Here is a 23174-nt window from a genome sequence, read left to right on the forward strand (position 1 = left end):
CATGATCACGCCAAGGCCGTCTCCATGTCCCGCGAACGCCCCAAACCTCCACCCAGCTCAACGACCGGCCGGTGGGAGAGGTTAAAGATCAAGCTTAGAAGGTGTCTTCAATCCCCGCGTTAATGATCATTAGGGGGGACGTAAAGACCTTGTTTGCCAGGGATTATCACTAGGCGTGATCAATAGGATGCTTGGTGTTGGTGGTCCGCATCCCGCCGTTGTCCCGTACGTCGCGTGCGAGGGGAGAGCGGAGCATGCCGACCATGATCGGTCACGTCAGCCAGGAGCGGTACGAACAGATCATCACTCGCGGCCGGGAGCTGGTTGAACTCCAGGCCCGTTCCCAGTTCGAGCTCGGCGACCTGGCGCTAGAAATCGAGCCGATGCAGCCGCACGGCGGCGCGCACCCGGACCGGGGCGAGGCGCTGTTCGGCGTCTTGGAATCCCTGCAGCTGTTCGCCGACGACCTTACCATTCCGGTGAAGACACTGGAGACCTACCGCTGGGTGGCCTCCCGCTGGCCGGCCCAGCACCGCCGGCACGGGGTCCCGTACTACATGCACAAGACGCTGGCCTCGCTCCGCGATGATGAGGAGCGGTGGGAGCGCATCACCAAGCCGCCGCTGGACCAGCGCACCAGGACGCACCGGTGGACCGACACGGCCGCCAAGCAGGCCGTCGACCAGAAGTTCGCCGACACCACCTCGGTGCAGCAGAAGGTGGAGCGCATCCACGACCTGGCCCGCGATGAGCAGGTCGCCGCCGCCGTGGCGACCGATCTGCTGCGCCGCCCGGAAGTCGCCTTCAAGGCGATGACCGACACCACCGCCCGGCATCTGGTCAACCGTGCGCAGGTCGACCAGGCCCGGCAAGCCGGCGAGGCGGTCCGCGAGCGCACCCCGGCACTGCCCCGGATCGAGCGCAGCCGCGACCTCATCGAGCTGGTCGGCGCGTGCTCGGTGTTCGTGGCCGCGGATCGTCGAGCGGTCTATCGGCTGGCTGATGAACGCCCGCCGCAACGTGATCGATTTCGAACGCAAGCCCGCCCATAGCGAAGCCCACCTGACTATGGCTGCTATCACGCTCATGAGCAGGAGGCTCACCCGAAGGAAGGCCGCCCGAGCCTGGACCAAGCATCAGCTTGACTCAGCCCAGGCGGCCTGATGCGCACCTGCATGTCTCACGGCCAGATTGCGGTCTCTCCCTACCGGCCCGTGTCCGGGTTCATGGAGTCGCCGGTGATGTACAGGTTCATGTGGGTGTAGTCGAAGGTGATGGCGAACGGCTTGAAGAAGTCGTGGGTGAAGTTGGCGATCGTGTCGAACTTCATCCCGGCGCCGACCTTGGGCTTCTCCTCTGCCCACCCCTTGACCCGCCGCCGCGTCGCCTTGCCCAGACTGATCTCCTCCGGCGCGATGGGGTAGCGTACCCCGCCCCGCCCCTGCTCGGGCTCGCCGAGCTCGATGCCAGCGCGTTCGGCGAAGTCGAGGGAGGTGCCAACGCCCCGGCCGGGGCCGCCGGTGTCGAAGGTGACGACCCGGGGCCCGAAGTCGTTGAGCGAGCCCAGCGTGCAGGGGAAATGGTCTTTCGCCAGCCACAGCGGCAGGACGTCACCCTTGAGCCGCGCGGCCTCGGTGCGGAATCTGCGCAGGTTGGCCTCGGTCTTGCGACGGATGACGAACTGCTGGTGACCGTAGTCCATGGTGGTCAGGAAATGGTAGAAGTGCACGGTGCCGATGGTGCCGTGTGCCTCGGTGCCGTCGGGCAGGTTGGGCCGGTCGGCCTCGTTCCAGTGGACGGGCGCGTTGCGGACCTCGAGGTCGCCGATACGCACCGACTTGGCGATGCCGTAATACATCGTGAACTGCTGCCCGTCGGCGCTTCCCTTGCTCTCGGAGATCACCTCCAGGCCGGCCTCCTTCGCCAACTGCATGCTGAGGCCGGCCGTCGTCGCTCCCGTGTCGAGCTGGAAGATCCTCGGCTGTGTTCCGTTGATGGAGATCATCATGTGGGGCAGGGGTTCGAGGCCGAGGAACGGGATTCTGGTGCTCTGCGGGCCATGCACCTGCCAGGGGGTTCCCTGGATCGTCTCGTACAGCTTGGCGTGGGCGAGGTCGGTCTGCGAGCCGGTCAGCTCGCCGCGTTTGCGCAGCCAGGGTACGGCTTCCGACAGCCTGTCCTGGCGGATGTAGCAGTCCGCGAGCTGGTAGAGGGAGAATTCGTCGTCGGGCTTCAGGCTAACGGCGCGTTTGAGGAATCTCTCGGCGTCGGCGAACCGGTTGGACAGCAGAGCGATGTAGCCGATCTGCGCGGCGGCCTGCGCGTTGTCGGCGTTTTCCTTCAGCCGGCGCCGGTAACCTTGCTCGGCACGTTTGAAATGGCCGCTCTTGAACAGTTGGTCGGGGTCGTCGGCGAGCCACGGAGCGGCGGCTATGGCACTCGCGCCACCCATGCCCAGCAGCGGCAGCGCCGCACCTACTCCGGCGGCCAGCCCCGCGCGTTGCAGGAACTGTCGTCGATCCAGTCCCGGAAAAGTCTCTTCTTCGTGCATGGCCGGCTCCTGAGGGTCTTGGCGATTTCAGCGGCGATCTGCCCGGCCCGTTCCCCCGGCGGTCGCGGCGCAGGGGTCCGGGCAGAGGCCTGCATCAGGAAATCAGCTCTGCTGTTTCCTCTGCGTTGCCGTCCGCCTTTGGCTGCATCGAGCGTGTGGGAGGCACCCTGCCAGACAAAGTCTTAACCTCTCGCCCAAAGGGACAAGGAAGATCATTAAGGGGGATCGAAGACACCTTCTTAGTCGCGCGCAGCATGGTCGATGGCCTCCATCAGGTAGCGGCGGGTTCCGTCATGCAGGTCAGGTCCAGGAGAGCCGAGCCCGAGCAGCCTGGCCGCCCACCACCCGTCCACGGCCATCCGTATGGCTGTGGCCGCTGCGGGGTCGATGCCGTCGTCGGCGAGCCTGGCCTGCCAGGCGGCGAACCGCTCACGCAACGGCTTGAGCTGCGTCGGGTCGACGAGCATCACGGCAAGCAGCGCCACAGTGACGCGGTCGGCAGGCACCGTGGCGGTGGTGTGCCGTTCGGGGATGGTCGCCTCGACATAGGCGCGCAAGAAGTCGCCTGGGAGGGTGCCCGCCTGAGCGAGCGCGTCCTCGAAGGCCGTGGTCAGCCGGTCGGCCATGGCGCCGACCAGGGCCTCTTTTGCCCCTCGCCTCGGCGACCAAAACCCTTTGTCGGCAGGCTCCAATGGCCTGCACGATGCAGGCGGTGGCCGGCATCGGCTTATCCGGTGTGGAGGTTGCGACGATGATCAGGTCGATGTCGTCCGCCTGTAGTCGTGCGGTGAGCATGGCTCGTCGCGCGGCGGCTGTGGCGAGGTCCGATGTCGCTTCGCTGTCGGTGGCGACGCGCCGTTCACGGATTCCGGTACGCTCCTCGATCCACTCGGGGGCGACGTGCATGCGATCCGAGAGCTCGGCGTTGGGCACGACGGTCGCAGGCAGGCAGGCACCGGTTCCGGCGATGGCGACGCGGTGGTTCGCGGGCGCGGCACGTTCACGATTTCGGTTCATGTTTCTCCCTGGGGATGTCGCCGGCGTTGTGGCGTCACACGCCGGTGTGCTGGGGCGGGTCCTCGGCGACAGGGGCCGGGGGGTGCCGCGGGTGTGGCGCGTCGCCCGCTGCTGGCAGCCGCCCCGATGACGGAGGCGCAGACGAGCGCGGCACCGATGATCTGCAGCGGCGACAGGTCTTCCGCGAAGACCAGGAACGCCAGCACGCTGGTGACGACCGGCTCGGCGCTGGAGATTGCCGCCGAAGGGGCGGCGCCCAGCAGCCGAAGACCGGCGAAGAAGGCGATGATGGCGATGAGTGTGGAGACGACGGCGGTCGCCACGGCCGCCGACCAACCGGCGAGGTTGCCGGGGAAGGACGGAGCGTGGGCCAGGCACGCGCCGGCGTAGACCCCGGTCGCGGCCAGGCAGACGGTGGTGGTCGAGGCGAGCGGGCCGGCCGCGCCCGACAGGTGGCTGCCCGCCAGGATGTAGCCCGTGTAGATGACCGCCGCGGCGACCGCGAGTGCGATGCCGAGAAGATCGCCCTCCAGCGTCGGGCCGGCGACCAGCGCGACGCCCAGAGTCGCCATGCAGGTGGCCGCGAGCGTGAGCAAGGCAGGCACGCGGCGGGCCAGGACGGCGCCGCAGATGGCCACCAGCACCGGGTAGGTGTAGAAGAGGACCGCTACCAAGCCTGCTGGTATCCGTGTCAACGCGGTGAAGTAGGTCAATGACTGCCCGACGTAGCCGACGGCGCCCATCAGCACTAGGAGGCGCAGATCCCGCCCGCGCGGCCATGGGGTCGATGTGATCGCCATCAGCGCGGTGAGGGCGATCGCGGCGACGCTGAAGCGGATGAGCAGCACACCGTGAACGTCGGCGCCGCTGTCATAGGCGATCCTCGCGAAGATCGCCATGGCGCCGAAGGACACGGCGGAGCCGAGGATGAGAAGCACTCCGGTCGCGGTACGCCGGGGCAGGACCGGGGCGGTCATCGCGATCCTCCGCCCGGGTGCGCCGTCCGGCGTGGTGAGCAGGCGCCTCGCGCCGCCTCAGGCCACGTGCTTCAAGGATCGATACGGCCGCCGGGGCGGCTCTGAGTGCGCCGCGCCTTGCGCTCTTCGGCTCTGATGCCGGTGGGGCTGAGCTTCGTGGGGCTGAGCTTCATGGGGGAACCACATCCCGTCTCCTTGAGCTTCCCCCCATTCGGAGTAACCTGTCAAGTAGTGAGAATGGTGACGGCGTAGATCGGGTGTCCATAATGACGAACGAGCAGCGGGGTAAGCCCGACGTGGCTCCGGAAGGCTTGGAGACGCTCCGGCTCTTTCTCAATACGCGAGATCTGGAAGCCGGCCTCGACGAGTTCGACGAGGCCGGCTCTCTCGCGAGGTGGCTGCGCGAACACGAACTTCTCGGCCCGGACGAGACGGTGGGTCATGACGACGTCCTGCGGGCCCGCGAGCTGCGTGAGGCGCTCCGCTCCCTGCTGAGCGAGCGCTCCGAGCCCGGCCGCGCCTCCCGCGCCGCGCAGTCCTTCAACGCGGCCGCCCAGTCGGCCGCCCCGCTGCAGGTCGAGATCTCACCGGATGCGACCGTCACGTTGGTCGCGACCCGCTCCGGGGCGCCTCGCGCGCTGGGCCGCATCGTCGCCGCCGTCGCCGGGTACGCGGGAACCCCTGCCTGGGAACGCCTCAAGATCTGTGGCAACCGTGCCTGCCAATGGGCGTTCTACGATCACGCCAGAAACAAGACCGGCCGCTGGTGCAACATGGCCACCTGCGGAAACAAGGCCAAGGCGAGGAGCTATCGGCGGCGGCGATCCAACACGGTGACGGCCGGCGTCGCCTTCGATCCGGGTGGCCGCCCCGGTTCACCCCAAACCGGCCTGCGCCGGCCTGCCGGTGACCGGCAGGTGCCGACTTGATGCCCGGGCGGCCTCGCGGCCGGCCCACGTGGTGGGCCGCGCTTTCCGTACCGTGTCCTCAGCCGAAGTCGCGGGGGCCGTCCTCAGCCGGTGGGATGGTGCCTCGTGGCGGAGAGTGCGCAAGCCGGATTCGTTCGGCGACCTCGACCTGGTGGAGGACGTCGCCGCGGCCGATTACGGCGAGATGTGGGCGCTCATCAGGGACGGCCGGGCTAGCAGCGTCGCCCCCTGCGGCGGCACGACCGGATTATTGATCCCGGCTCAGGAGGCCAAGGACACATTTCTGATCTATGGGCTCAGGTAACGGCCAGTATGCGCGCAAGGTGCCGACGAGGAAGGCAGTGCCTACCCTCCGTGTCCCGCACGGGTGGAGACAGTCCGAGTGAGTTGATACCAGCGTGCGGTGGCCATCTCAGCCCGCGAGTCACACCAAGCCCGTCAGCCTGAACATCAGGGCTCAAGGCCCCGGCCAGCCCACCTTACTCAGCGCACGTTCTACCTGATCACCAAGGTCAAGATCATCGGCTTAGGAACAGGCGTCCTGGACGCTGGGGCGAGCGGCGGCGGACAGCAGGGTGAGCGCGGCCTGGCGGGCGGCCTCGCCGGCGCCGGCTGGGTCGTGATGCGCGGCGACGACGGTCGCCCCCTCGACCAGCATGAGCAGTTGTCGTCCCAGGACGGGCGGATCGACAGCTCCGGCACGGCTGGCGATGCCGGTCAGGAGATCAAGGTAGTGGCCCAGATGGCGCGCGGTGATAGTGCGAACGGCGTCCACGTGGTGCTGGGCGGCCGCGTTCAGTATCGCGCAGCCACGGAAGACCGGGTCGTCGTACCACCGCTGGAGGGCGTCGAACACCGCGGCGAGTTGCTCGCCGGGGGCGTCCCCGGCGGCTGCGGCGGCTTCGGCCAGCCAGCTCGTGACCCGCTCGCTGCGCGCTTGCAGCATGGCCTCCACGAGGCCGTCCTTGGTGCCGAAGTGCCGGTAGAGCGTCTCCTTGGACACCCCGATGCGGGTGCACAGCTCGGCGACGCCGATGCCGTCGAGGCCGCGTTCGTACAGCACCGCGGTGGCCGCTTCAAGGATGGTGGCGCGAGTGCGTGCGGGGTCGATCGTCGAGCCTTTGGTGACTGGCATGAGGTAGATGGTACCGATCGGTCCGATCCGATGTAATGTCTCAGGTCGTACCGATCGGTTCGATCTCGGGAGTCTCTTGTGTTTGACCCGCTTGCTGCCGACCCGCCGCGCGATCCTGACTTTCCGGCCACCACGCCGGCGCTGAGGTTCGACAGCGGGGGCGCGTCCCTGCTCGGTGTGCTGCACGTGCCGGCAGGCCGAGGGCCGCACCCTGTCGTCGTGCTCCTGCACGGATTCCCCGGCAACGAACGCAACTTCGATCTCGCGCAGGTGCTGCGCCGTGCGGGCTACGCGTCCTTGGTGTTCCACTATCGCGGTTCGTGGGGCGTCGGCGGCTCGTGGTCGTGGGGGCACGTGCTGGAGGACACGGCAGCGGTCGTGGCCGGACTGCGCGACCACGCCGCCGCTCACCGGCTGGATCCGCAGCGGCTGGTATTGATCGGTCATAGCCTGGGCGGCTTCGCCGCGCTGATGACCGCAGCCGCCGAACCGTCCGTCACCGCCGTCGCCTCGGTGGCCGCGTTCGACTTCGGCACGGCAGCGGCGCTCTGCCGTACCGACCCGAGTGTCCGGGCGAGCTATGTCGAGGCGTTCACCGGCGAACTCGGTCCCCTGCGGGGCACCAGCGGGGAAGCCCTCGTCGGCGAGATGGAGGCGATGGGCGACTCATGGCGGCTGGCCGGACTCGCACCGCTGCTGGCGGACCGCCCCGTACTCCTGATCGGCACCGGCCTTGACACCGTCACGCCGTACGACGTGCATCACGAACCAGTCGTCACGGCCTATCAGGCGCAGCCCGTCGAACACCTCGAACACCACCTCTTCCCGACAGACCACGCATTGTCGGACCATCGCGTGACCATGACACGTATGCTCCTGGGCTTCCTGGAACGGTGCCCGTGAGGCAGGCGCCGTGGCAGGCGCTGCGGTTGGCTCTCGGCACCGCCTCGGCGCTCGGGCTGGCGCGCTTCGCGTACGGCCTGCTTTTGCCGGCCATGCGCGAGGACCTGCGCTGGACCCTGGCTGAAGCGGGGGCGATGAGCACCGCCAACGGCCTCGGCTACCTCCTCGGCGCGCTGGTGACCGCCGCGATCGTGCGCCGCTGGGGCACCGCCGCCGCCTTCCGCGTCGGGATGACACTCACGGCCGTGTCGCTGGCTGCCACCACAGCGAGCGACGCCTACCCGGCGCTGCTGGCCGCGCGGGCCGCGGCGGGAGCGGCGGGGGCGGTGGTGTTCGTCGCCGGCGGCGTGATCGCCTCGCGCGTCGCCGCCCGCGCGGCCTCCAGCTCGCCCATCACGGTGTACTTCGCCGGCACTGGACTGGGCATCGTTGTCAGCGGTGTGAGCGTCCCCGTGTTGGGGGAGCACTGGCGCCTGGCCTGGGTCGGCCTGGCCGTCGCCGCCGCGCTGACGACCGTGGCGAGCTGGAGTGCGGCGAGCACGGGTGAGGACGCGCATGCCGCCGCGGCCGGCCGGGTCCGCGTGCGCCCGCTGTGGGGGGCCGCCCTGGCCTACCTGCTGTTCGCCGCCGGGTACATCACCTACATCACTTTCCTGTCCGCCTACCTCGCCGACCAGCACGCCTCGCTCGGGCAGGTGGTGCTCACCTGGACGGCGCTGGGCCTGGCCGTCGTTGCGGCGCCCGCGCTGTGGAGCCGCCCCACCGCCGAATGGGCCGCCACCCGGGCATTGGCCACCCTGCTCGCGATCCTGGCCGGCGGAGCGGCGCTGGCACTGGCAGCACCCACGCCATCGGTCATCCTCGCCTCCGCGATCATCTACGGGGCGACATTCATGGGCGTTCCCGCCGCCATCACCGCCCTCATCAAGGGCAACGTCCCGTCCGCCGACTGGACCGCCACGCTGGCGGCCTTCTCCACAGTGTTCGCGGCTGGGCAGACCGCCGGGCCGTGGATCGCCGGCATGGTCGCCGATCACACCTCCACCGAGGCCACCCTGGCGTGGACCGCGATCCTGTGCTCCGCGGCCTCCGCGATCGCCATCGCCGGAGGCCGCACACGCCCCGGCGTACCCGGCGCGGCACACAACTGAGACGTGCGTCTCACACCGGCGACCGACACACACCGCGCATGCGGTCGACGTTCTCCCGGGCAGCGCCTCACGAGCCACCAGACACCAATCCGACAAGAGAAAGCGAGAAAGATCATGGGGAACTTCGTGCTCATCCCAGGGATGTGCCACGGCGGCTGGTGCTTCGAGGAGCTCACCGGCGAGCTTCGCGTGCGGGGGCACGCCGTCTACCCGCTGACGCTGACCGGGCTCAGCGAGCGCAGCCATCTGCTGCACGGCGGAGTGAACCTCGACACGCACATCCAGGACGTGACCAGTGTGCTAGCCGCTGAGAACATTCAGGATGTGGTGCTGGTCGGCCACAGCTACGGGGGCATGGTGATCACCGGCGCCGCCGACCGCGCACCCGAACGAGTGAATGCCCTGGTCTACCTGGACGCCATGGTGCCGGAGCCCGGCGACTCCACCTGGACCCTCGTCTCCGACCAGGAGCGCCAGTGGTACATGGACGTGGTGGAGACCGGCTACGCGGTACGGCCGCTGCCCTTCTTCGACCCACGGGCCACGCCCCACCCACTGGCCTCGCTGCTCCAGCCACTCCAGCTCACCGGCGACCTCGCGCACATCCGCCGCAGGGACTACGTGTACGCCGCAGGATGGGACGGCCATTCCCCGTTCACCCCCGTCTACCAGCGGTTGCGCGAAGACCCCTCGTGGCGGACGTACGCGCTGGACAGCGGGCACAACCTCATGCGGGACGCGCCGCAGGACCTGTTGAAGATCCTGCTCCAGGTCGTGGCCCCCGCTGATGGCGAGGATCGGGACAGCTTCACCGCGCGGGCTGCCACCAGAGCAGTCACCACAAGACCTTCGCCGGCCGGCCAAGCGTAGCGCCGAAGCAGCGCCGCGCGCCGACGCTCTGGGAAGCCCCTTCGCACCCAGCCATTCGCTCACGCTCAGGGCCATCCTTTCCATCCGGCGAATCGACAGCTGAGAGTGCGCGTTCCTCAGTGCCTGCGGGCGGCGGGATCGTGTCTGGCCTGCCAGCGCGCGAGTGCTTCTCCGGAGACCTGGGCATAGCGGGCCAGCGAGACGACTGAGGTATGCCCGGAGTAGGCCAGCAGGGTGGAGGTCTTGGCGCCGTCCTCGGCCGCGTGGGTCAGGGCCGAGTGCCGGAGTTGATGCAGTGTCCAGCCGCCGGTGGCGCTCTCGAACAGCTCGGCCGCCCGACGATAAGACAGCCGCGCCTTCCCGCTGCCCGCACCGACATCGGCCGGTGGCAGGTCCACCCGGGCCCGCCGGTCGGTGGTGAGTACCGGCCCGCGGGCGCCTCCCAGTGCTCCTGCGGTGGCAGGCCGGTCTCGCTGTGTGGCGTGCGGTGGTAGGTCTGGCGGACGAACTCGCTGAGGGCCGTGTCCAGCTCGGCTAGGCTGAGCCATGCTCGCCCGGCCCTGTCCCGGGTGCCGCGCGGCGCGTAGCCGGTGCCGCCGCACCCCGACTCGCCCGGTCCGCATACCGTGGCGCGCTGACCGCCCGAGGCCGATCGGTGAAAGTCCGGCCCCGCCACTGGAGCTGTCGCCCCTACTGCGGCAGTGATCACCACCCCGGTCGATACCCTCGCCTCTCGATGCGACCCGGATCGCCGGCGGGCCGAGGCTGGGGCCGGTCGTCACGGTGCGGTGGCAGCGGGCCGCTCAGCGAGTGGGCCGGGCAGGAGGGGCGCGGCGGTGGGGACGCGGAGGCGTTCCACGGCGTCGCGTGCTTCTTCGTCAGGCCGTACGTCGTAGCGGAGGGTGGTGCTGGGGCTGGCGTGGCCGGCCAGGCGGGCGGTCATGATCGCGTCTGCTTGCGGCAGGAGGTTGGAGATGAACGTGCGGCGCAGGTCGTGGGGTCGTACGGGGGTGGTGGCGGCCTGTTCGGTGCGTTTGGCGAGGATGTCGCGTACGGCCTGGGGGTTCATCTGCCAGGGACGGCCGTCCGGGGTGGTGCGTACGGCGCCGCCGCGGGTCAGGCGGGGGAACAGCGGGCCGCGGTGGGTGCCGCGGCGGGCGAGCCAGGCTTCCAGGCGGCGGGCGGCGAAGGTGTTGACGGGGATGCGGCCGCACTGGCTGACGGCGGCCACATCTTGGCTGTCCTGGACGGCATGGACGAAATCCCCGCACCCGCCCGCGCCCAGGTGATCGCCGCGCTCAACGCCTCGCTGACCGCCCGCGACCAGCTCATCCTGACCAGCCGCCGCACCGAGTTCGCCACCGCCATCCACGACACTGGTCGCCCGCTCACCGCCGCCGCGGTCATTGTCCCCCAACCAGTCCCCCCACAAGCCGCTGCCGACTACCTGACCGCCTGCCTCCCCGCATCCCCGACCGACGTCTGGAGGCAGACCCTGACCGCACTACGCTCCCGCACCGTCCCCGGCCTGACCCAACTGGCCGCCACCCCGCTGGGCCTGTGGCTGATTCGCACCGTCTACGTCACTCCCGGCGCCGACCCTGCCCCCCTGACCGGCCCGCTCGGCGCCGACGCCGACGCGCTACGGGCCCACCTGCTCGACCACGTCATCCCCGCCGTCATCGCCGCCCGGCCACCCAGCACCGGCCCCGCCGACCACTTCCGGCCCCGCCACCGGCTTGACCCCGATGCCACCCGCCGCCACCTGACCTACCTGGCCCGCGCCTTCCCCCCGGCCGCCACCCGCGACATCACCTGGTGGCACATCGCTCGCACTACACCCCACATCCGGTCAACGATCGGGCTCGCGACCGGGCCCACGATCGGGCTCGCGGCCGGGATCCTGATGGGCAACCATCATGCGTGGCTGGTCTGCACCATCACGGTGGCCCGGCTAGCCCTCCAACGCCGGCTTCCCTGGCGATTCAGGAACTTCCTCGACGACGCCCACCGCCTAGGACTACTGCGTGCCGTCGGCCCGGTCTATCAGTTCCGCCACGCCGCCCTGCACGACCACCTCGCCTCCGCGGACATGTCCCAGGGGACTTCTCAACGGATCGGACACAACTTGTGAGCTGACGTCGCAGACATGTTCGCGACGTGAAGCTCGAGGTCGGGACGATGTTTACACCGCGGTCGTTCAGCAAAGTCCACGTGGAGGCGGAACTGGCCAAGCTCGACACCAGCGGCTGGCGACCGCTGCGGCCCACTCAATTGCGGGAGCTGGGGCTGACCCCGTGAACTGAGGTCCTTGAGAGAAAGGTGAGGGCCCCGTCCTCGCCCGGCAGGGCCGGGTGAGGGTTGGGGCCAGTGGGATGGCGGCGCACGGGTTACGGGCTCGGCACGGGCGGGGGCAGGATCCTGGACGGCAGTCGGCCCAGTCACGGTGCCACGTTCAGTCGGGCCACCCATCGGCCCTCCAGGCGGAGATGACCTCCACATGCCGACTCCGCCCGACTCTGCAATGTGAACGAGACCACGTCGCACACTCTGGCACCGAGTTGACCTCCCGCGCGGCGTGCTCGGCCTCGGCTCGGCTGTGCCACAGCACCCCATCCAGCCACTCACCGTCGCCCTTGGTCAGATACGGGATTGAGGCTGGAAGCCAGGAACAGCGGTTGGCACCGAGTACGGTCATCGGCCGGGCGTCTGGAGCTCACCAGCTCTAACGACGCCTTTCGGCGCCTGCTCGGCGCCCTCGCCCCCGGAGGACGCCCAGGAGGTCTGCGGAGCGCTGCGGGTCAGACTCGCCGAGCTCTACGACCCCGAAGTGGCCTCCGCGATCCAGCCTTCCTGCGGTACGCGACCATCGCCACCCCCACTGCTGAGGCCCGCCTCGGAGGCGGCCTGTCCATCACCGTGCGCTTCCCTGGCTGAACGTCACCCGGCGCCCACGATGATCAGCCGTATAGAAGCACGGTACGGCGGCCGAGCGTCGGCAGCACGCCCCCGTACGCGGCGCCACAGATAACCCGCGACCAGCCCGGCGGCCGGCGCGAGCGGCAGTACCAGCCCGACCCTGACGAGAGCCCCAGGGGGCGCGACACCACGGCAGCACCATGGACCGCGCTGTCAGCGGGTCGTAGTCATATCCGGCCGGGAATTCCCGTTGCCGACCATCGACGCATCCCAGCAGCTTCCGAGAAGGCCGTGTTCCCGGAAGCTCTCGCCACGGGGACTTCCGAGAACGAGGCCCAGAGCGCGGCGAACAGCCAGCTCAGCACTTCCGAGAACAGCAGCCGGACACCAAGCGGGAATTTCGGCCGGATAGTACAGCACCCGGATCTGCACGCCCGCAGCGTGCGTGGCGGGTCGTCGGTATGCCTTGTGGCAGATGTGGCGGGAGATCGGCGTGCCTAATCTGTGAGGTCGTCTGCGGCGCTCGCCGCACCATCCTGTTGGAGGATTCGATGACCTGGCCACGATCGGTTTTGCTTGCCCTGCCCCTGGTGATGACGATGGGAGCGTACGCATCAGCAGCCTCCGCCTCATCCAGCGGAACGCCGGCGCCGCCCCTGACCTGGTCCGCCTGCGAGGGGAAGATCTCGGCCGAGCTGCAGTGCGCCACGTTGCGCGTGCCCATCGACTGGTCGAAACCCGGCGGTAAAACGATCGCCCTCACCGTGGGCAGGGCGCCGGCGACCGGTGCGGCGGCCGCGGGCACCGTCCTGTTCAGCCCCGGAGGTCCTGGTGGCGCCGGGGTGCAGGAGTTGTCCCGGGCGCTACCCCACTTCGCTGCTCTGCGTACCCGGATGGACGTTGTCACCTGGAACCCGCGGGGCGGGGTGAGCGGTGAACATATCCCGCTGGCCTCATGCGCGGCCGGTCCCGCCTTCGCCACTCCGGACAGCCGGCGCGAGTACGACCAGGCCCTCAAGGCGAACACTGCCGGGATCGTGGCCTGCCGGGACGCCGTGCCCGAACTGTTCGCCCACCTGGACTCCGCCACCCAGGCCCGCGACATGGACGCCATCCGCGCCGCCCTGGAAGAGAAGAAGATCGCCTTCCTCGGCAACTCCTACGGCGGTGTGCTCGGGGCCTCCTACGCGCGGCTGTTCCCGCAGCGGCTGCGCGCGATGGCGGTGGACAGCGTGCCCGATCACGTGGACCCGTTCGAGAAGTCGGAGCGGCTGCAATATGAGGGCCTGGAGGCCGGGTTCCAGCGGTTCGTCCGCTGGTGCTCCGGCTCCTCCGACTGCGTGCTGCGCGGCGCGAATGTGGAGAAGACCTGGCAGGCCGTCGTGCGGCGTGCCGAGCGCCGGCCCCTGTCTGGCGCCCCGGCCGCCGGTGAGCGCCGCTACGACGGCGACGACCTGAAGTTCCTGGCCTACGGCCTGGTGGACAGCACAACGGATTGGCCCGTGCTGGCCAAGGCCATCGCGAGCGCCGCCAAGGGTGACGCGGCCGGTTTCGACCCCCAGGGTCGCGGCCTGCCGTCGCGGGTGACCGCCATGCTCGCGGTGAACTGCGCCGACGGGTTCCGCTACGACGGCTACCACGCCTACCGTGCGGCGGTGCGACGCTCGGTCAAGGTGTCGCCGAACTTCTCCGGCATGCGGGAGAACGCCTGGCTCGCCTGCTCGCCGTGGGCGGCCAAGGCCGCTAACCCGCCGGCGTCGCTGCCGGCCCGCGAGCTTCCGCCGCTGCTCGGTGTCGGCCCGGTCTATGAGTACCCCTCCGTTCGCGCCATCACCGACCAGGTCCCCGGCTCGGTCACGGTCAAGTACGACGGCGTCGGTCACGGCCGGTACCTCAACGCCGGAGACCCTTGCGTGATCGGCCACGTGAACCGGTACCTGATCGACGGCGAGGTGCCCGCACCCGGCACCACGTGCCCCGCCTGGCCGGCGTGATACTGATCGCGTGAGACGACCAGCGGCTTTCCGCCCCCTTCCGACCGGCGCCTGGCGGCGTATGCCGCTCATGGGCCGCGACGCCCTGCTCGCCTGCGCCGTGGCGACCATCGCGCTGACGGTCTCGGCGCTGGACGAATGGCGGCGCGGCCCGCTTGCCGAGATCACCGATGTCGGCGCGGCGGCGGCGTGGGCGGCGCCGATTCTGGCCGTCTGCGCGCCGCTGGCGCTGCGCAGGCGGCTGCCCCTGACGGCAGTGGTCGCGTCCGCGATGGTGATGCTCGCGCTCGGCCTCGCGCTGGAGCGCGACGCCGGGATCTGGGTCCTGGGCCTGATCGTCGCCTCGGCGGCCTATCACCGCCATCGGCTGCGCGCAGTCCTCCTGGTCGGCTCGGTCGTCTGGGCGGTGGCGGCAGGACTCGGGGGCAGGTCCGTGCTGGGCCTGGCCGCCGTGTCCGTCTATGCGGCGGCCGGCGCGGCGCCGGTCGCCGCCGGGTATGCGCTGCGGTTGCGGGCCGACCGCGCCGTGCAGGCCGCGCGGCTGCAGCGTGCCCAGGAAGAGCGGGCGCGCTCGCAGGAGGCCGCGCGCATCGCCCGGGAGGTTCATGACGTCGTCGGGCATCACCTCAGCGCGATCAGGCTACAGGCGGTCGGTGCCCGGCGGGCGCTGGCTGGTCACGACTGCGAGGCCGACCGGGCGCTGGCCGGGATCGCCGGTCTGTCGGCCGAGGCGCTGGCCGAGATTCGGGCACTGCTCGCGACGTTGGTGCGCTCGGATGGCGAGGACCACGCTCACAGCGGGAGCCTCGCCGACCTGCCCGCGCTGGCGGAACGCAGTGGCGGGCCGGAACTGGCCGTCGCGCTGGAGGTCGACCCTCGCCTCGACAGCACCGTTCACCCCGAGACAGCGGCCTGCGTCTACCGGATCGTGCAGGAGGCACTGACCAACGTGGCGCGGCACTCCATGGCCGCGCTGGCCTCGGTCACGGTCCGTGCAGTGAGCAACCGAGTCGTCGTCACCATCGACGACCCCGGCCCGCCCCGGCCGTCGGCCGGCGGCGAACCGGCGGACGACGGTGTCCTGAACGGCGGGCACCGCGGGGGGCAGGGCCTGGCGGGTATGCGCGAGCGTGCGGCGGCGCTCGGGGGGCACTGCCACGCCGGCCCGCACGGCGGGAACGACTGGCGGGTGCGCGTCAGCCTGCCTGTGCTTCCTTCGAAGGCGCGTGACGGGCACGGTACGGCGGTGACCGCCGGCGGTGCGGACCGAGGCCCTTCCACGATGTCCGTCGCGTACGGTCATCCGGCCCGGCGGGTGGTCCCGTGATCCGGCTGCTGATCGCCGACGACCAGCAGCTCGCCCGCGAGGGCCTGCGGCAGTTGCTCGGCCATGAGCCCGACATCGCCTTCCTCGGAGCCGCACGCGACGGGGACGAGCTGATCAGCATGGCACGCGAGCACCAGCCGGACGTGATCCTCACCGACCTGCGCATGCCGGGCACGGACGGGATCACGGCGATCCGGCGGCTGACAGCTCAGGCGCCGGATCGCCCCATCATCGCGCTGACCACGTTCGACACCGACGAATACCTCTTCGGGGCACTCGAAGCGGGCGCCGTGGGCTTCCTGCTCAAGGACGGCGACCCCGACCTCTATCTGGCGGCGATACGCGCAGCCCACCGAGGTCAGGGCCTGATCGACCCGCAGGTGACCCGCAGGCTCGTGCGCCGCTTTGCCACCCCACCGGTGCGAGGTCAGGGCCCGGAGCTGACGCTCCGGGAAACAGAGGTCCTCCGCTTGGTCGCGCTGGGGCGGTCCAACGCCGAAATCGCCGCCGAGCTGCGTATCGCCGCAGGCACGGTCAAGATCCACGTGTCGCGTGTCCTGTCCAAGGTCGGTGTGCGAACTCGTGTCCAAGCCGCGATCCACGCCTACCGCTCAGGCTTGGTGCCCGCGGATGAGGAGAGGTGAAAGCCACTATCGGCGCCGCCGCAGGCCCCGCGCCACCGCCGGGTGGCGGACTTCTACGGCGGACGCCGGAGCTCCCCCGACATCCTGGCCTGCGTGGCCACCACGTGTTACCAGAAGATCGGCGGAGGCGGAGAGCGTGTCATTGCCGTACTGAACCGCGCGGTCCTGCTTGGAGCGCGTGACGCTGGACTCGCTGCGCACCAAGGCGCGGACATGACGGGCATAGGCCAAGACGTCCTCACCGCTCAGTTCGGCAAGAGTAGGCGGTGCAGGGCGCTGGTCCAGCCAGACGAAGAAGCGCCGGAGCTCGCCGAAGAGCATTCGCATGCTGATCAGCGACGGTCGTTCCTCCCCTGGCGGGAGCGGCATCGCCATGAACGCACAGAAGGCCTCCTTGTCCAGGGTTCGATAGCGAGCGGGGACCTTGTCGAACAGCAGCCTCAACCAGCGGACATAGGTCTGATGGATGCCCGGGGCCAGGTCCCATGCCTCGTCGACGAACCGGCTGGTGTCGGCCAGATCGTGGCCACTGCGCAGCACGTAGTCACGCAGGATGTGAACATCGTCCCAGGGATGCGCAAGGTCGGCCTTGGCCGCGGCGTGGGTCAGGCTCATTCGGTTCCCTCCCAGGGGCGTTCCACCAGGTCGAGCAGCGCGTCGGCGGGTTGGTGCCGTCGTGCGGCCTCGATCTCCGCCGAGGTGAAGCCCGCGTTCCGCGTAATTCAGCGGTCTGGAGGTCTGAATCTGGGGTGTGAGCTGGGCTGACATGGATGTGACCGTCTGGAGGGCGTTTCTCTAGGCGGCTGTGTTCGGGCTCCTGCTCCGGCCTGCCGGGCACGGGTCCGAACCCGACCCCCTCCGGCACGCAGCCCGTGCACCGGCGCATGCACGGGTTGCGTGGTCGGGGCTGGTGGACTGTCCGGTCGGTTTGCCGCCGATTACTTGGACTCGATCTTGCCAAGCGGCTGGGCCGTTCGGTTGAGGGCGGTGACCGCGCGAGCCCAGGCGGGGTCGCCGGGGTAGAGCTGACTGCGCAGATATGCCCACGACATCGCCCGTAGCTGGGCGACTCGTTGCGGGTTCTCGTCCGTGGTTTCCTTCGCGTCGTAGCCCGCGACACCGCCGAGCGAATGCTGTGCGCCGAACAGGGTCAGCAGGCTCTTCGGGCCGGGGCTCTGGTGGTAGGCGTCGGCTCGCCAGTTTCTGCGCGCGGAGAAGGCAGGGTTGAAGTCGTTGTCGCCGTACACGATCAGGGCGGGTTTGGTCATGGTGTCGAAGGTCAGCGTCCGCATCGCGGGCGACTGCGCCTTGGCGGGCGGCGTGAGGTCGGCGCCGTTGCCGGCGGGTGCCATGGCGACGCCGGCCTTGATCCGGTCGTCGGCGAGGTTCAGCGGTCCATCCACCGGATCGGTCAGGCCCTGGCCGAGGAGCATGGTTGCGGTGGTGCCGCCCATGGAGTGCCCGACGACGGCGATCCGGCTGCTGTCCAGGCGCCCGCGCAAGCCCGGCACGGCCTTTTGGAGGTCGTCGAGGTGGTCGAGGATGTCAGTCATGTCCTGGACCCGGGACCGCCAGTGCAGAGACGCCTCTGGGTCGTTCGCGTCGCGCAGGCCCAGTGTCGTCGAGTCCAGATGGGTGGGCTGGATGACGACGAAGCCGTGCGCGGCGAAGAAGTCCGCCAGCGGTGCATAGCCGTGGAGTGAGGAAAGGTGGTTCGAGGAGCCGTGTCCGTGTGACAGCAGAATGACGGGTAGTTTCTTGCCGGTGGTTGGGGCGGAAACCTTGATCTGAAGGGCGACCGGCCGCCCGGGGACGGCCATGGTGAGGGGCTGGAAGGTCGTCACGGGGGAGGGGCGGCTGACGGGTATCCCGCCTTCCAGGAACGACGAAGGACTCGCTTTCGCTTCGTCATCGGTCGAGGCATGTGCGGTCGGTAGGTGGCTTGATATCAAGGTTGCCACGACGGCGGCGGCCACGCCGGCACTCAGGCGGTCACGAGCACGTGAATCCCCGTCCTGCGGTGCCTGATTCTCCGTGGGAGTTTCCATGAGGGATGGTTGACGTCTTTTGCTTCGCACTGATACTCCCCGATGAGGGAATTAGGGTGTGTTGAAAAGCGGCGAAGAATCCGCTCTGGATTCCGCCCTCTCCGGTGCACCGATGAGAGCGGAACGGATGATGCGTGTCACCGCGATGATGACGATGACGACCGGACCGAAAAGGTTGAAGGTGAACATGGTTCCGTAGATGTCGTCAGTGTCCCAGGTGTGTCCGACGGCGTCGGTGACCGTGCTGTCGGACTGGGTGAAGAAAAGGGTCATCGTAGTGGCGGCGAGCAGGAAATAGATCGCGACGGCCAAGGCGACGGGCTCGCTCCGCCTGTTGTCGAGGCCGGGATCCACCGACCGGCGGCCGGCCAGCATGAGAGCGAAGATCTGGAAGAAGAGGTAAGTGACGAACCACCATCCGAGGTAGTTGGTCCAAGGCACGCCGAAGACAGCGCCGCCGTGATCCCAGATCCAATTCTTCTGGATGGTGGAACTGACCGAATCGGTGCCGAGATCGAACATGGTCATCATGGCGGCGGCGACTGCGGGCAGAGCGACGATGTCGACGCGGCGGGCCGGGTTGTTGCGATCGCTCAGGCGCTGGTCGGCATTGTCGAACAACGCGGCCGTGGTCAGCCAGCAGACCATCGCGAGTGAGCAATAGGCCAATGCGACCTGGATCGGGAAGTTGCCGATCCGCGGGCTGCTGCCGGGATAATAATAGTCGCCGAACGGAAAGCCGGTGGAGATGCTCAAGTTCTCGAAGATGTTCGCGACGGCGAAGGTGACGGCATAATACTGGCCCGTCATTCGCCAGCCGTAGCGACGACGCGCCAGGACGACGGTGAGCGGTATCGCGAAGAACATGACGACGGGTGTCGTGATGCCGAGGGCGGGCTGGATGACGGCCACCAGTGACGCGATCGCGGTCAGGATGCGGGCGGCGACGGTCCAGCCGTTGCGCGGCGGGGGTTTTTGAGCGGGGCGTGCGCGGTTGACGGTGGTCACGCAACCTCTTCTCATGTGGAAGCCGAGGCAATCTAAGCGATGCTTGGATTCTAAGCAGTGTATAGATCAATGCGGTCTAGACTCAAGGGGTGCCAGCCAGTGAGACCAGAAGCACTTACCATCACGGGACCCTCCGTGAAGAGTTGATCAGGGCCTGCGTCGCACTGATCGAGAGTGAGGGCATCGGTGCGGTCAGCCTTCGCCGCGTCGCGAGAGAGGCCGGCGTAAGTCCTGGGGCCCCCTACCATCACTTCGCCGACCGGGCTGAGCTGCTCACCACGATCACCGCACGCGGCTTCGAACAGCTGGCGACCGAGATGCGGGCGGCTCACGACAGCGTCGGCACCCCGGTGGAAGCCCTCGGAGCCATGATCGAGGCCTACGTCAGGTTTTCCAGGGAAAACACCGCGTACGCCCGGCTCATGTACCGCCCCGAGTTGTCCGAGACCGGAAAGGGACAGACGGGAGCGACACACGCGCACGAGGGGATGAAGCTGGTCACCGACACAGTGATCGCAGCCCAGCGCGAAGGCACCGCCCCGGCCGGCGACCCGGCTCCGCTGGTGACCATGCTGTGGTCGCTGGCCGTCGGCCTGGCGGTGCTGTCGATCGACGGCCCGCTGGCCGCCGCGTCGGCCAGACGCGGCTCCAGCGTTCCCGAACTGACGGCACAGGTCACGGCACTGCTCCAGCGGATGCTCATCAACACGGAGAAGTGAGCACCGCCGCGGCGGTTCTCTTCCGGTTGCCAAATCCGCTGCTCGGCCTCGTCATCAGCCCCAGCCGGCTCACCCTGCCGGACCGGCAAGGACAAGGTGGCTGTTCAGGACCACACCGCTCGCTTCCGGCTCATGCCCGCGCTAGCCAAGACGCTCAACGTCCCGACCCCGGCCATCCGCCGGCCGGGTAGCCGTTACTGTCCGTGTGCTGATCAATCAGTGTGACCCCGAGGGCCTATTAGGCATGGGGCTCCCGAGGGCGAGTACGACCCTGAAGTGCGTGATCTGACCGCTCTGGTGTGCGGTCAGGAAGAGATCACAGCCGAGGCTGTGGGTGTGGTCTGGAACCGGTGGTTCAACAAGGTCTCCGAGTGGAGCACCTGGAAAGCTGAGCAGGTCAAAGAGCGCGGCCGCGCTGGAGAGCCTTCGTGGCCAGCAACCGCGCTCTAGTCCCGCCACCACCGGCGCGATCGGGGGCGTTCACGAGTACGGTCGGCCTGGGGGAGGAGGTCATCGCAAGATCGCTTCCCGAACTCTTGGAGATCGTTTCCCGCTCAACCTGCGACACGGGGACCGTCACGCCAGCCCCCGTGTCGTTTCTGAGCCTTGGCACTTCGGGCCAATGAGGTCAGCGTCAAGCCTCGAATGTGCCCTTGTGGGGGGCATCCAACCGTTCGGCCCTGATGTGTGATGACCCGATTGACCAGATGATCGCGTAGAAAACGGCGAAAGCCCCAAGAAGACGAGTGGTATCGGTCATCCCGATGGTCGCGGCCATGGGTGTGCGACCGCAAGTGTCGACACCCCCTGTAACGCGGACGAGAGGCTGAAGACGAACACCATGACCCGTCCACGGATGTGGTCGGGTGTCGTCAGTTGCAGACCATTGAGGGCGAGGATCGCACACGCACCTACTCCGATGTGGCCTACCAAGGCCGCAGCCATTCCTGGGCCGAGGTGAGTGCTGTGAGCCAGCAGCAGGTATCCGAGGCCGAAGATGGCCAGGGCGGCCGCGGCCACGTACAGCCGTCGATGGGTTGAGCCGCCCGTGAGCCGTCTGCCCACGAAGGGCCCGAGAACGGCGCCGAGTCCTTGTGCGAGGTACAGGGCGCCGACCCGCTTGATCTTCGCGACGAGAAGCGCGGAGACAACGAACGAGGCGCCATCAATGAGGAGTGTGGCCGAGGTTCCCCATGTCGCGGTGACCACGCCCCCCAGACCGGCTCCCACGAGCAGGCCGGCCGAATACAGGCTGCCGATCACGGTCTGGGCCAGTGGCAGTTCCCGGCTGGTGACGAGTTCGGCAGTGCGGCAGAGTCCGCTGCGCAAGATGCGAACGAGTCCCGTCCCGATCAGAACCGGCGTCCGGACCCGCCGCAGTCGGCTGCGCACCGGGGCCGAGCATCGTCGGATCGGCGCGACCTGGCCGGGACTGACGAGCAGGTGGTGGCGGCGATGACCAGCGCGGGCCGACCGATGCGCGCCAAGGAGGTGGCCCAGGCATTGGGGGAACCACAGGCGCGAGGTCGGGTGGAGGCCACGCGAGCCCGGCTCAAGAAGCTGGTGACGGCTGGCTGGTTGACCCAGGCAGAGCCGGGACTGTTCGCGATCGCCGGCGGAATCAACGGTCATGCCGTGAAGGGAGCCGCCGAAGCCGACGCATGATGAGCGCCCCGCTACTGCCCTACCTCAGCAAGACGCGGCAACGGCCATGGACGTCCTGGCATCCGCGTCACCCGACACCGTCGTGCATCACCCGTTCACCAACCATGAGGGCCCCCTTTGCCTCGCCGTGCTGGACCTCGCTCCTCGGTGATGCATGGCCGGTTGCCACCGTGGCCGGGTCTGGGCTGTGCGTGACTTCTGATCTCGGTCTGCACCTTGCTCAGATCCTCCCCATCGTCTGGTCGCGGTGGTCGTAGCGGGCGGTGGTTAGGAGGGGTCTCGGTAGCAATGAAGAAATTTTCAACGAAGTAGTAGCTGACCTGCGGTAACGAAAGACCTTCCGGCTGACGTCTCGGTTCGATTACGGTGTGGGATCATCCTGCGCGGTGCCGGGTTGGTGGAGTTCTGCGACCCCGGACCCGGGTTCGTGGTGGAGGGCGACGCGATGGCAGCGTCCTGGGCCCCACTCGGGGTCCGCGTCACCCAGCCGCAAAATCACGCTACGTAATCGCCGCTACTCTTTGTGATTGCGAGATTGATCATCTCGGTGTCGAGTAACGACCGTCTGTCGACACTCATGGAGTTGATCACGGAACCGCAGGTGGATGCTGTCGATAGCTCGTGTCGAGAATCAATGTCGGTGAACGGTGCGTGGAGTAGATTTCGACAGTGGCTCTTCGGCTACGCGCGGATCAGTACCGCCGACCAGAACCCCAACCACCAGATCGACGCGCTGCTGCGCGCGGGCGTCAACCGCAACGACATCCATCTGGACAAAGCCAGTGGCGCCAAGGCCTCCCGGCCCAGCCTCGACCTGGTCCTCAAGCTGTTGCGCGAGGGCGACACGCTGATGGTCACCCGGCTGGACCGGCTGTCGCGTTCAGTCCTGCACTTGGTCACCCTCGGGGCGGACCTGCGCGAACGCAACGGGGGCCGTCGCCCCCGCCTCACGCCCGAGCAGGCAGCGCTGGCCCAAGAGCTGTACGACGCGCGAGTCAAGACCGTCCAGCAGATCGCTGACCTGTTCGGTGTGCCGCGCTCGACGGTGTACGCGACGGTGTACGGGCATCTGAAGGGCGACACCGTGCTCCGCCAACTGAAGGAGGCCCGGGGAAGGTCGCAGTCGGGATGTGGGGTTGGGGGTTTGTTTGTCGTGACTGGCCCACCGGTCCCGAGTGACTGCCCGCCTTGCGTTCAGACGAAGTCAGGCGCTTGGTCGCATGCCCCTTCTGCGAATGCGCGCGATGCCTACGCCCTGGGTTTGACCTTGACCCTAGGTCAGGGTGCACGCTTTACGGGTGAGTAATTTCAACTCCG

At 68.6% G+C, this 23174-nt stretch carries 24 protein-coding genes and 3 pseudogenes; 17 read left to right on the forward strand and 10 right to left on the reverse strand.

The annotated features are described in order from the left end of the window. Nucleotides 1-557 precede the first annotated feature (557 nt). Both AB0C28_RS29780 and AB0C28_RS29785 read left to right on the forward strand, forming a co-directional pair. A pseudogene (locus tag AB0C28_RS29780) lies at nt 558-947 on the forward strand (DUF6192 family protein); the annotation flags it as partial. A 28-nt stretch (nt 948-975) separates the two neighbouring features. After that, nucleotides 976-1104 (forward strand): annotated as a pseudogene (locus AB0C28_RS29785) (IS5/IS1182 family transposase); the annotation flags it as partial. Nucleotides 1105-1204: 100 nt separating this feature from the next. Here AB0C28_RS29785 and AB0C28_RS29790 read toward each other — a convergent pair. The 3 genes from AB0C28_RS29790 to AB0C28_RS29800 form a co-directional block, all read right to left on the reverse strand. After that, nucleotides 1205-2551: an aspartyl protease family protein gene (locus AB0C28_RS29790; protein ID WP_358079102.1), complete on the reverse strand. Its 1347-nt coding sequence runs from the start codon at nt 2549-2551 to the stop codon at nt 1205-1207. A 239-nt stretch (nt 2552-2790) separates the two neighbouring features. Further along, on the reverse strand, nt 2791-3177 hold the full coding sequence (locus tag AB0C28_RS29795; protein WP_358079105.1) for a hypothetical protein: 387 nt from the start codon (nt 3175-3177) through the stop codon (nt 2791-2793). Between the two features lie 387 nt (nt 3178-3564). Beyond that, nucleotides 3565-4545, reverse strand: coding sequence for a DMT family transporter (locus AB0C28_RS29800; protein WP_358079108.1), 981 nt, complete (start codon nt 4543-4545; stop codon nt 3565-3567). A 266-nt stretch (nt 4546-4811) separates the two neighbouring features. On the opposite strand from AB0C28_RS29800, the gene AB0C28_RS29805 reads away from it, so the two are divergent. Continuing rightward, on the forward strand, nt 4812-5474 hold the full coding sequence (locus tag AB0C28_RS29805) for a CGNR zinc finger domain-containing protein (RefSeq protein ID WP_358079111.1): 663 nt from the start codon (nt 4812-4814) through the stop codon (nt 5472-5474). A gap of 115 nt (nt 5475-5589) precedes the next feature. After that, a complete protein-coding gene (locus AB0C28_RS29810) occupies nt 5590-5778 on the forward strand; it encodes a hypothetical protein (RefSeq protein WP_358079114.1) in 189 nt (62 codons plus the stop codon). A 222-nt stretch (nt 5779-6000) separates the two neighbouring features. Here the strand turns inward: AB0C28_RS29810 and AB0C28_RS29815 are convergent, their stop codons facing one another. Next, nucleotides 6001-6609, reverse strand: coding sequence for a TetR/AcrR family transcriptional regulator (locus AB0C28_RS29815; protein ID WP_357856880.1), 609 nt, complete (start codon nt 6607-6609; stop codon nt 6001-6003). Nucleotides 6610-6687: 78 nt separating this feature from the next. On the opposite strand from AB0C28_RS29815, the gene AB0C28_RS29820 reads away from it, so the two are divergent. The 3 genes from AB0C28_RS29820 to AB0C28_RS29830 all read left to right on the forward strand — a co-directional run bounded on the left by AB0C28_RS29820 (nt 6688) and on the right by AB0C28_RS29830 (nt 9533). Continuing rightward, complete coding sequence (locus AB0C28_RS29820) at nt 6688-7512, forward strand: alpha/beta fold hydrolase (protein WP_358079117.1); 825 nt, start codon at nt 6688-6690, stop codon at nt 7510-7512. After that, nucleotides 7509-8663, forward strand: a complete 1155-nt coding sequence (locus AB0C28_RS29825; protein ID WP_358079120.1) for a YbfB/YjiJ family MFS transporter — start codon at nt 7509-7511, stop codon at nt 8661-8663. The genes AB0C28_RS29820 and AB0C28_RS29825 overlap by 4 nt, the downstream gene beginning before the upstream one ends. Before the next feature lie 114 nt (nt 8664-8777). Then, nucleotides 8778-9533 (forward strand): alpha/beta fold hydrolase, encoded by a 756-nt coding sequence (locus tag AB0C28_RS29830; RefSeq protein WP_357856889.1) that lies wholly within the window; start codon nt 8778-8780, stop codon nt 9531-9533. A gap of 116 nt (nt 9534-9649) precedes the next feature. Here the strand turns inward: AB0C28_RS29830 and AB0C28_RS29835 are convergent, their stop codons facing one another. Both AB0C28_RS29835 and AB0C28_RS29840 read right to left on the reverse strand, forming a co-directional pair. Then, complete coding sequence (locus AB0C28_RS29835; RefSeq protein WP_358079122.1) at nt 9650-9931, reverse strand: tyrosine-type recombinase/integrase; 282 nt, start codon at nt 9929-9931, stop codon at nt 9650-9652. Between the two features lie 380 nt (nt 9932-10311). Further along, nucleotides 10312-10764 carry a site-specific integrase gene (locus AB0C28_RS29840; RefSeq protein ID WP_358079125.1) on the reverse strand — a complete coding sequence of 151 codons (453 nt, stop codon included), beginning with the start codon at nt 10762-10764 and terminating at the stop codon, nt 10312-10314. A 21-nt stretch (nt 10765-10785) separates the two neighbouring features. Here AB0C28_RS29840 and AB0C28_RS29845 point away from each other — a divergent pair, with 21 nt between their 5' ends. The 6 genes and pseudogenes from AB0C28_RS29845 (at nt 10786) to AB0C28_RS29870 (ending at nt 16417) form a co-directional block, all read left to right on the forward strand. Beyond that, entirely contained in the window at nt 10786-11667 is an 882-nt protein-coding gene (locus AB0C28_RS29845) for a hypothetical protein (protein WP_358079127.1), read from the forward strand. 26 nt (nt 11668-11693) lie between these two features. After that, a complete protein-coding gene (locus AB0C28_RS29850) occupies nt 11694-11834 on the forward strand; it encodes a hypothetical protein (protein ID WP_358079130.1) in 141 nt (46 codons plus the stop codon). 463 nt (nt 11835-12297) lie between these two features. Beyond that, a pseudogene (locus tag AB0C28_RS29855) lies at nt 12298-12381 on the forward strand (triose-phosphate isomerase); the annotation flags it as partial. Between the two features lie 664 nt (nt 12382-13045). Continuing rightward, entirely contained in the window at nt 13046-14446 is a 1401-nt protein-coding gene (locus AB0C28_RS29860) for an alpha/beta fold hydrolase (protein ID WP_358079560.1), read from the forward strand. A gap of 10 nt (nt 14447-14456) precedes the next feature. Beyond that, entirely contained in the window at nt 14457-15773 is a 1317-nt protein-coding gene (locus AB0C28_RS29865; protein ID WP_358079133.1) for a histidine kinase, read from the forward strand. After that, the gene (locus AB0C28_RS29870) at nt 15770-16417 is read left to right on the forward strand and encodes a response regulator transcription factor (protein ID WP_357856910.1); all 648 of its coding nucleotides are present in this window, start codon (nt 15770-15772) and stop codon (nt 16415-16417) included. Before AB0C28_RS29865 ends, AB0C28_RS29870 begins: the two co-directional genes overlap by 4 nt. 6 nt (nt 16418-16423) lie before the next feature. On the opposite strand, the gene AB0C28_RS29875 is transcribed toward AB0C28_RS29870, so the two are convergent. The 3 genes from AB0C28_RS29875 to AB0C28_RS29885 all read right to left on the reverse strand — a co-directional run bounded on the left by AB0C28_RS29875 (nt 16424) and on the right by AB0C28_RS29885 (nt 19473). Beyond that, on the reverse strand, nt 16424-17032 hold the full coding sequence (locus AB0C28_RS29875; protein WP_358079136.1) for a hypothetical protein: 609 nt from the start codon (nt 17030-17032) through the stop codon (nt 16424-16426). Nucleotides 17033-17355: 323 nt separating this feature from the next. Next, nucleotides 17356-18393, reverse strand: a complete 1038-nt coding sequence (locus AB0C28_RS29880) for an alpha/beta fold hydrolase (protein WP_358079139.1) — start codon at nt 18391-18393, stop codon at nt 17356-17358. 123 nt (nt 18394-18516) lie between these two features. Next, on the reverse strand, nt 18517-19473 hold the full coding sequence (locus AB0C28_RS29885; protein ID WP_358079142.1) for a carotenoid biosynthesis protein: 957 nt from the start codon (nt 19471-19473) through the stop codon (nt 18517-18519). Nucleotides 19474-19616: 143 nt separating this feature from the next. Here AB0C28_RS29885 and AB0C28_RS29890 point away from each other — a divergent pair, with 143 nt between their 5' ends. Together AB0C28_RS29890 and AB0C28_RS29895 are read left to right on the forward strand one after the other, a co-directional pair. Next, nucleotides 19617-20192, forward strand: a complete 576-nt coding sequence (locus tag AB0C28_RS29890) for a TetR/AcrR family transcriptional regulator (protein ID WP_358079145.1) — start codon at nt 19617-19619, stop codon at nt 20190-20192. A 276-nt stretch (nt 20193-20468) separates the two neighbouring features. Then, complete coding sequence (locus tag AB0C28_RS29895) at nt 20469-20642, forward strand: hypothetical protein (RefSeq protein WP_357856924.1); 174 nt, start codon at nt 20469-20471, stop codon at nt 20640-20642. 306 nt (nt 20643-20948) lie between these two features. On the opposite strand, the gene AB0C28_RS29900 is transcribed toward AB0C28_RS29895, so the two are convergent. Further along, entirely contained in the window at nt 20949-21584 is a 636-nt protein-coding gene (locus tag AB0C28_RS29900) for a hypothetical protein (protein WP_358079148.1), read from the reverse strand. Nucleotides 21585-21638: 54 nt separating this feature from the next. Between AB0C28_RS29900 and AB0C28_RS29905 the strand changes: the two genes are divergently transcribed. Together AB0C28_RS29905 and AB0C28_RS29910 are read left to right on the forward strand one after the other, a co-directional pair. Continuing rightward, the gene (locus AB0C28_RS29905) at nt 21639-21857 is read left to right on the forward strand and encodes a hypothetical protein (RefSeq protein WP_357856930.1); all 219 of its coding nucleotides are present in this window, start codon (nt 21639-21641) and stop codon (nt 21855-21857) included. Between the two features lie 535 nt (nt 21858-22392). Further along, complete coding sequence (locus tag AB0C28_RS29910; protein WP_358079151.1) at nt 22393-23163, forward strand: recombinase family protein; 771 nt, start codon at nt 22393-22395, stop codon at nt 23161-23163. Nucleotides 23164-23174 lie beyond the last annotated feature (11 nt).

Source organism: Nonomuraea sp. NPDC048892, from assembly GCF_040649735.1.
Lineage (GTDB): Bacteria > Actinomycetota > Actinomycetes > Streptosporangiales > Streptosporangiaceae > Nonomuraea > Nonomuraea maheshkhaliensis.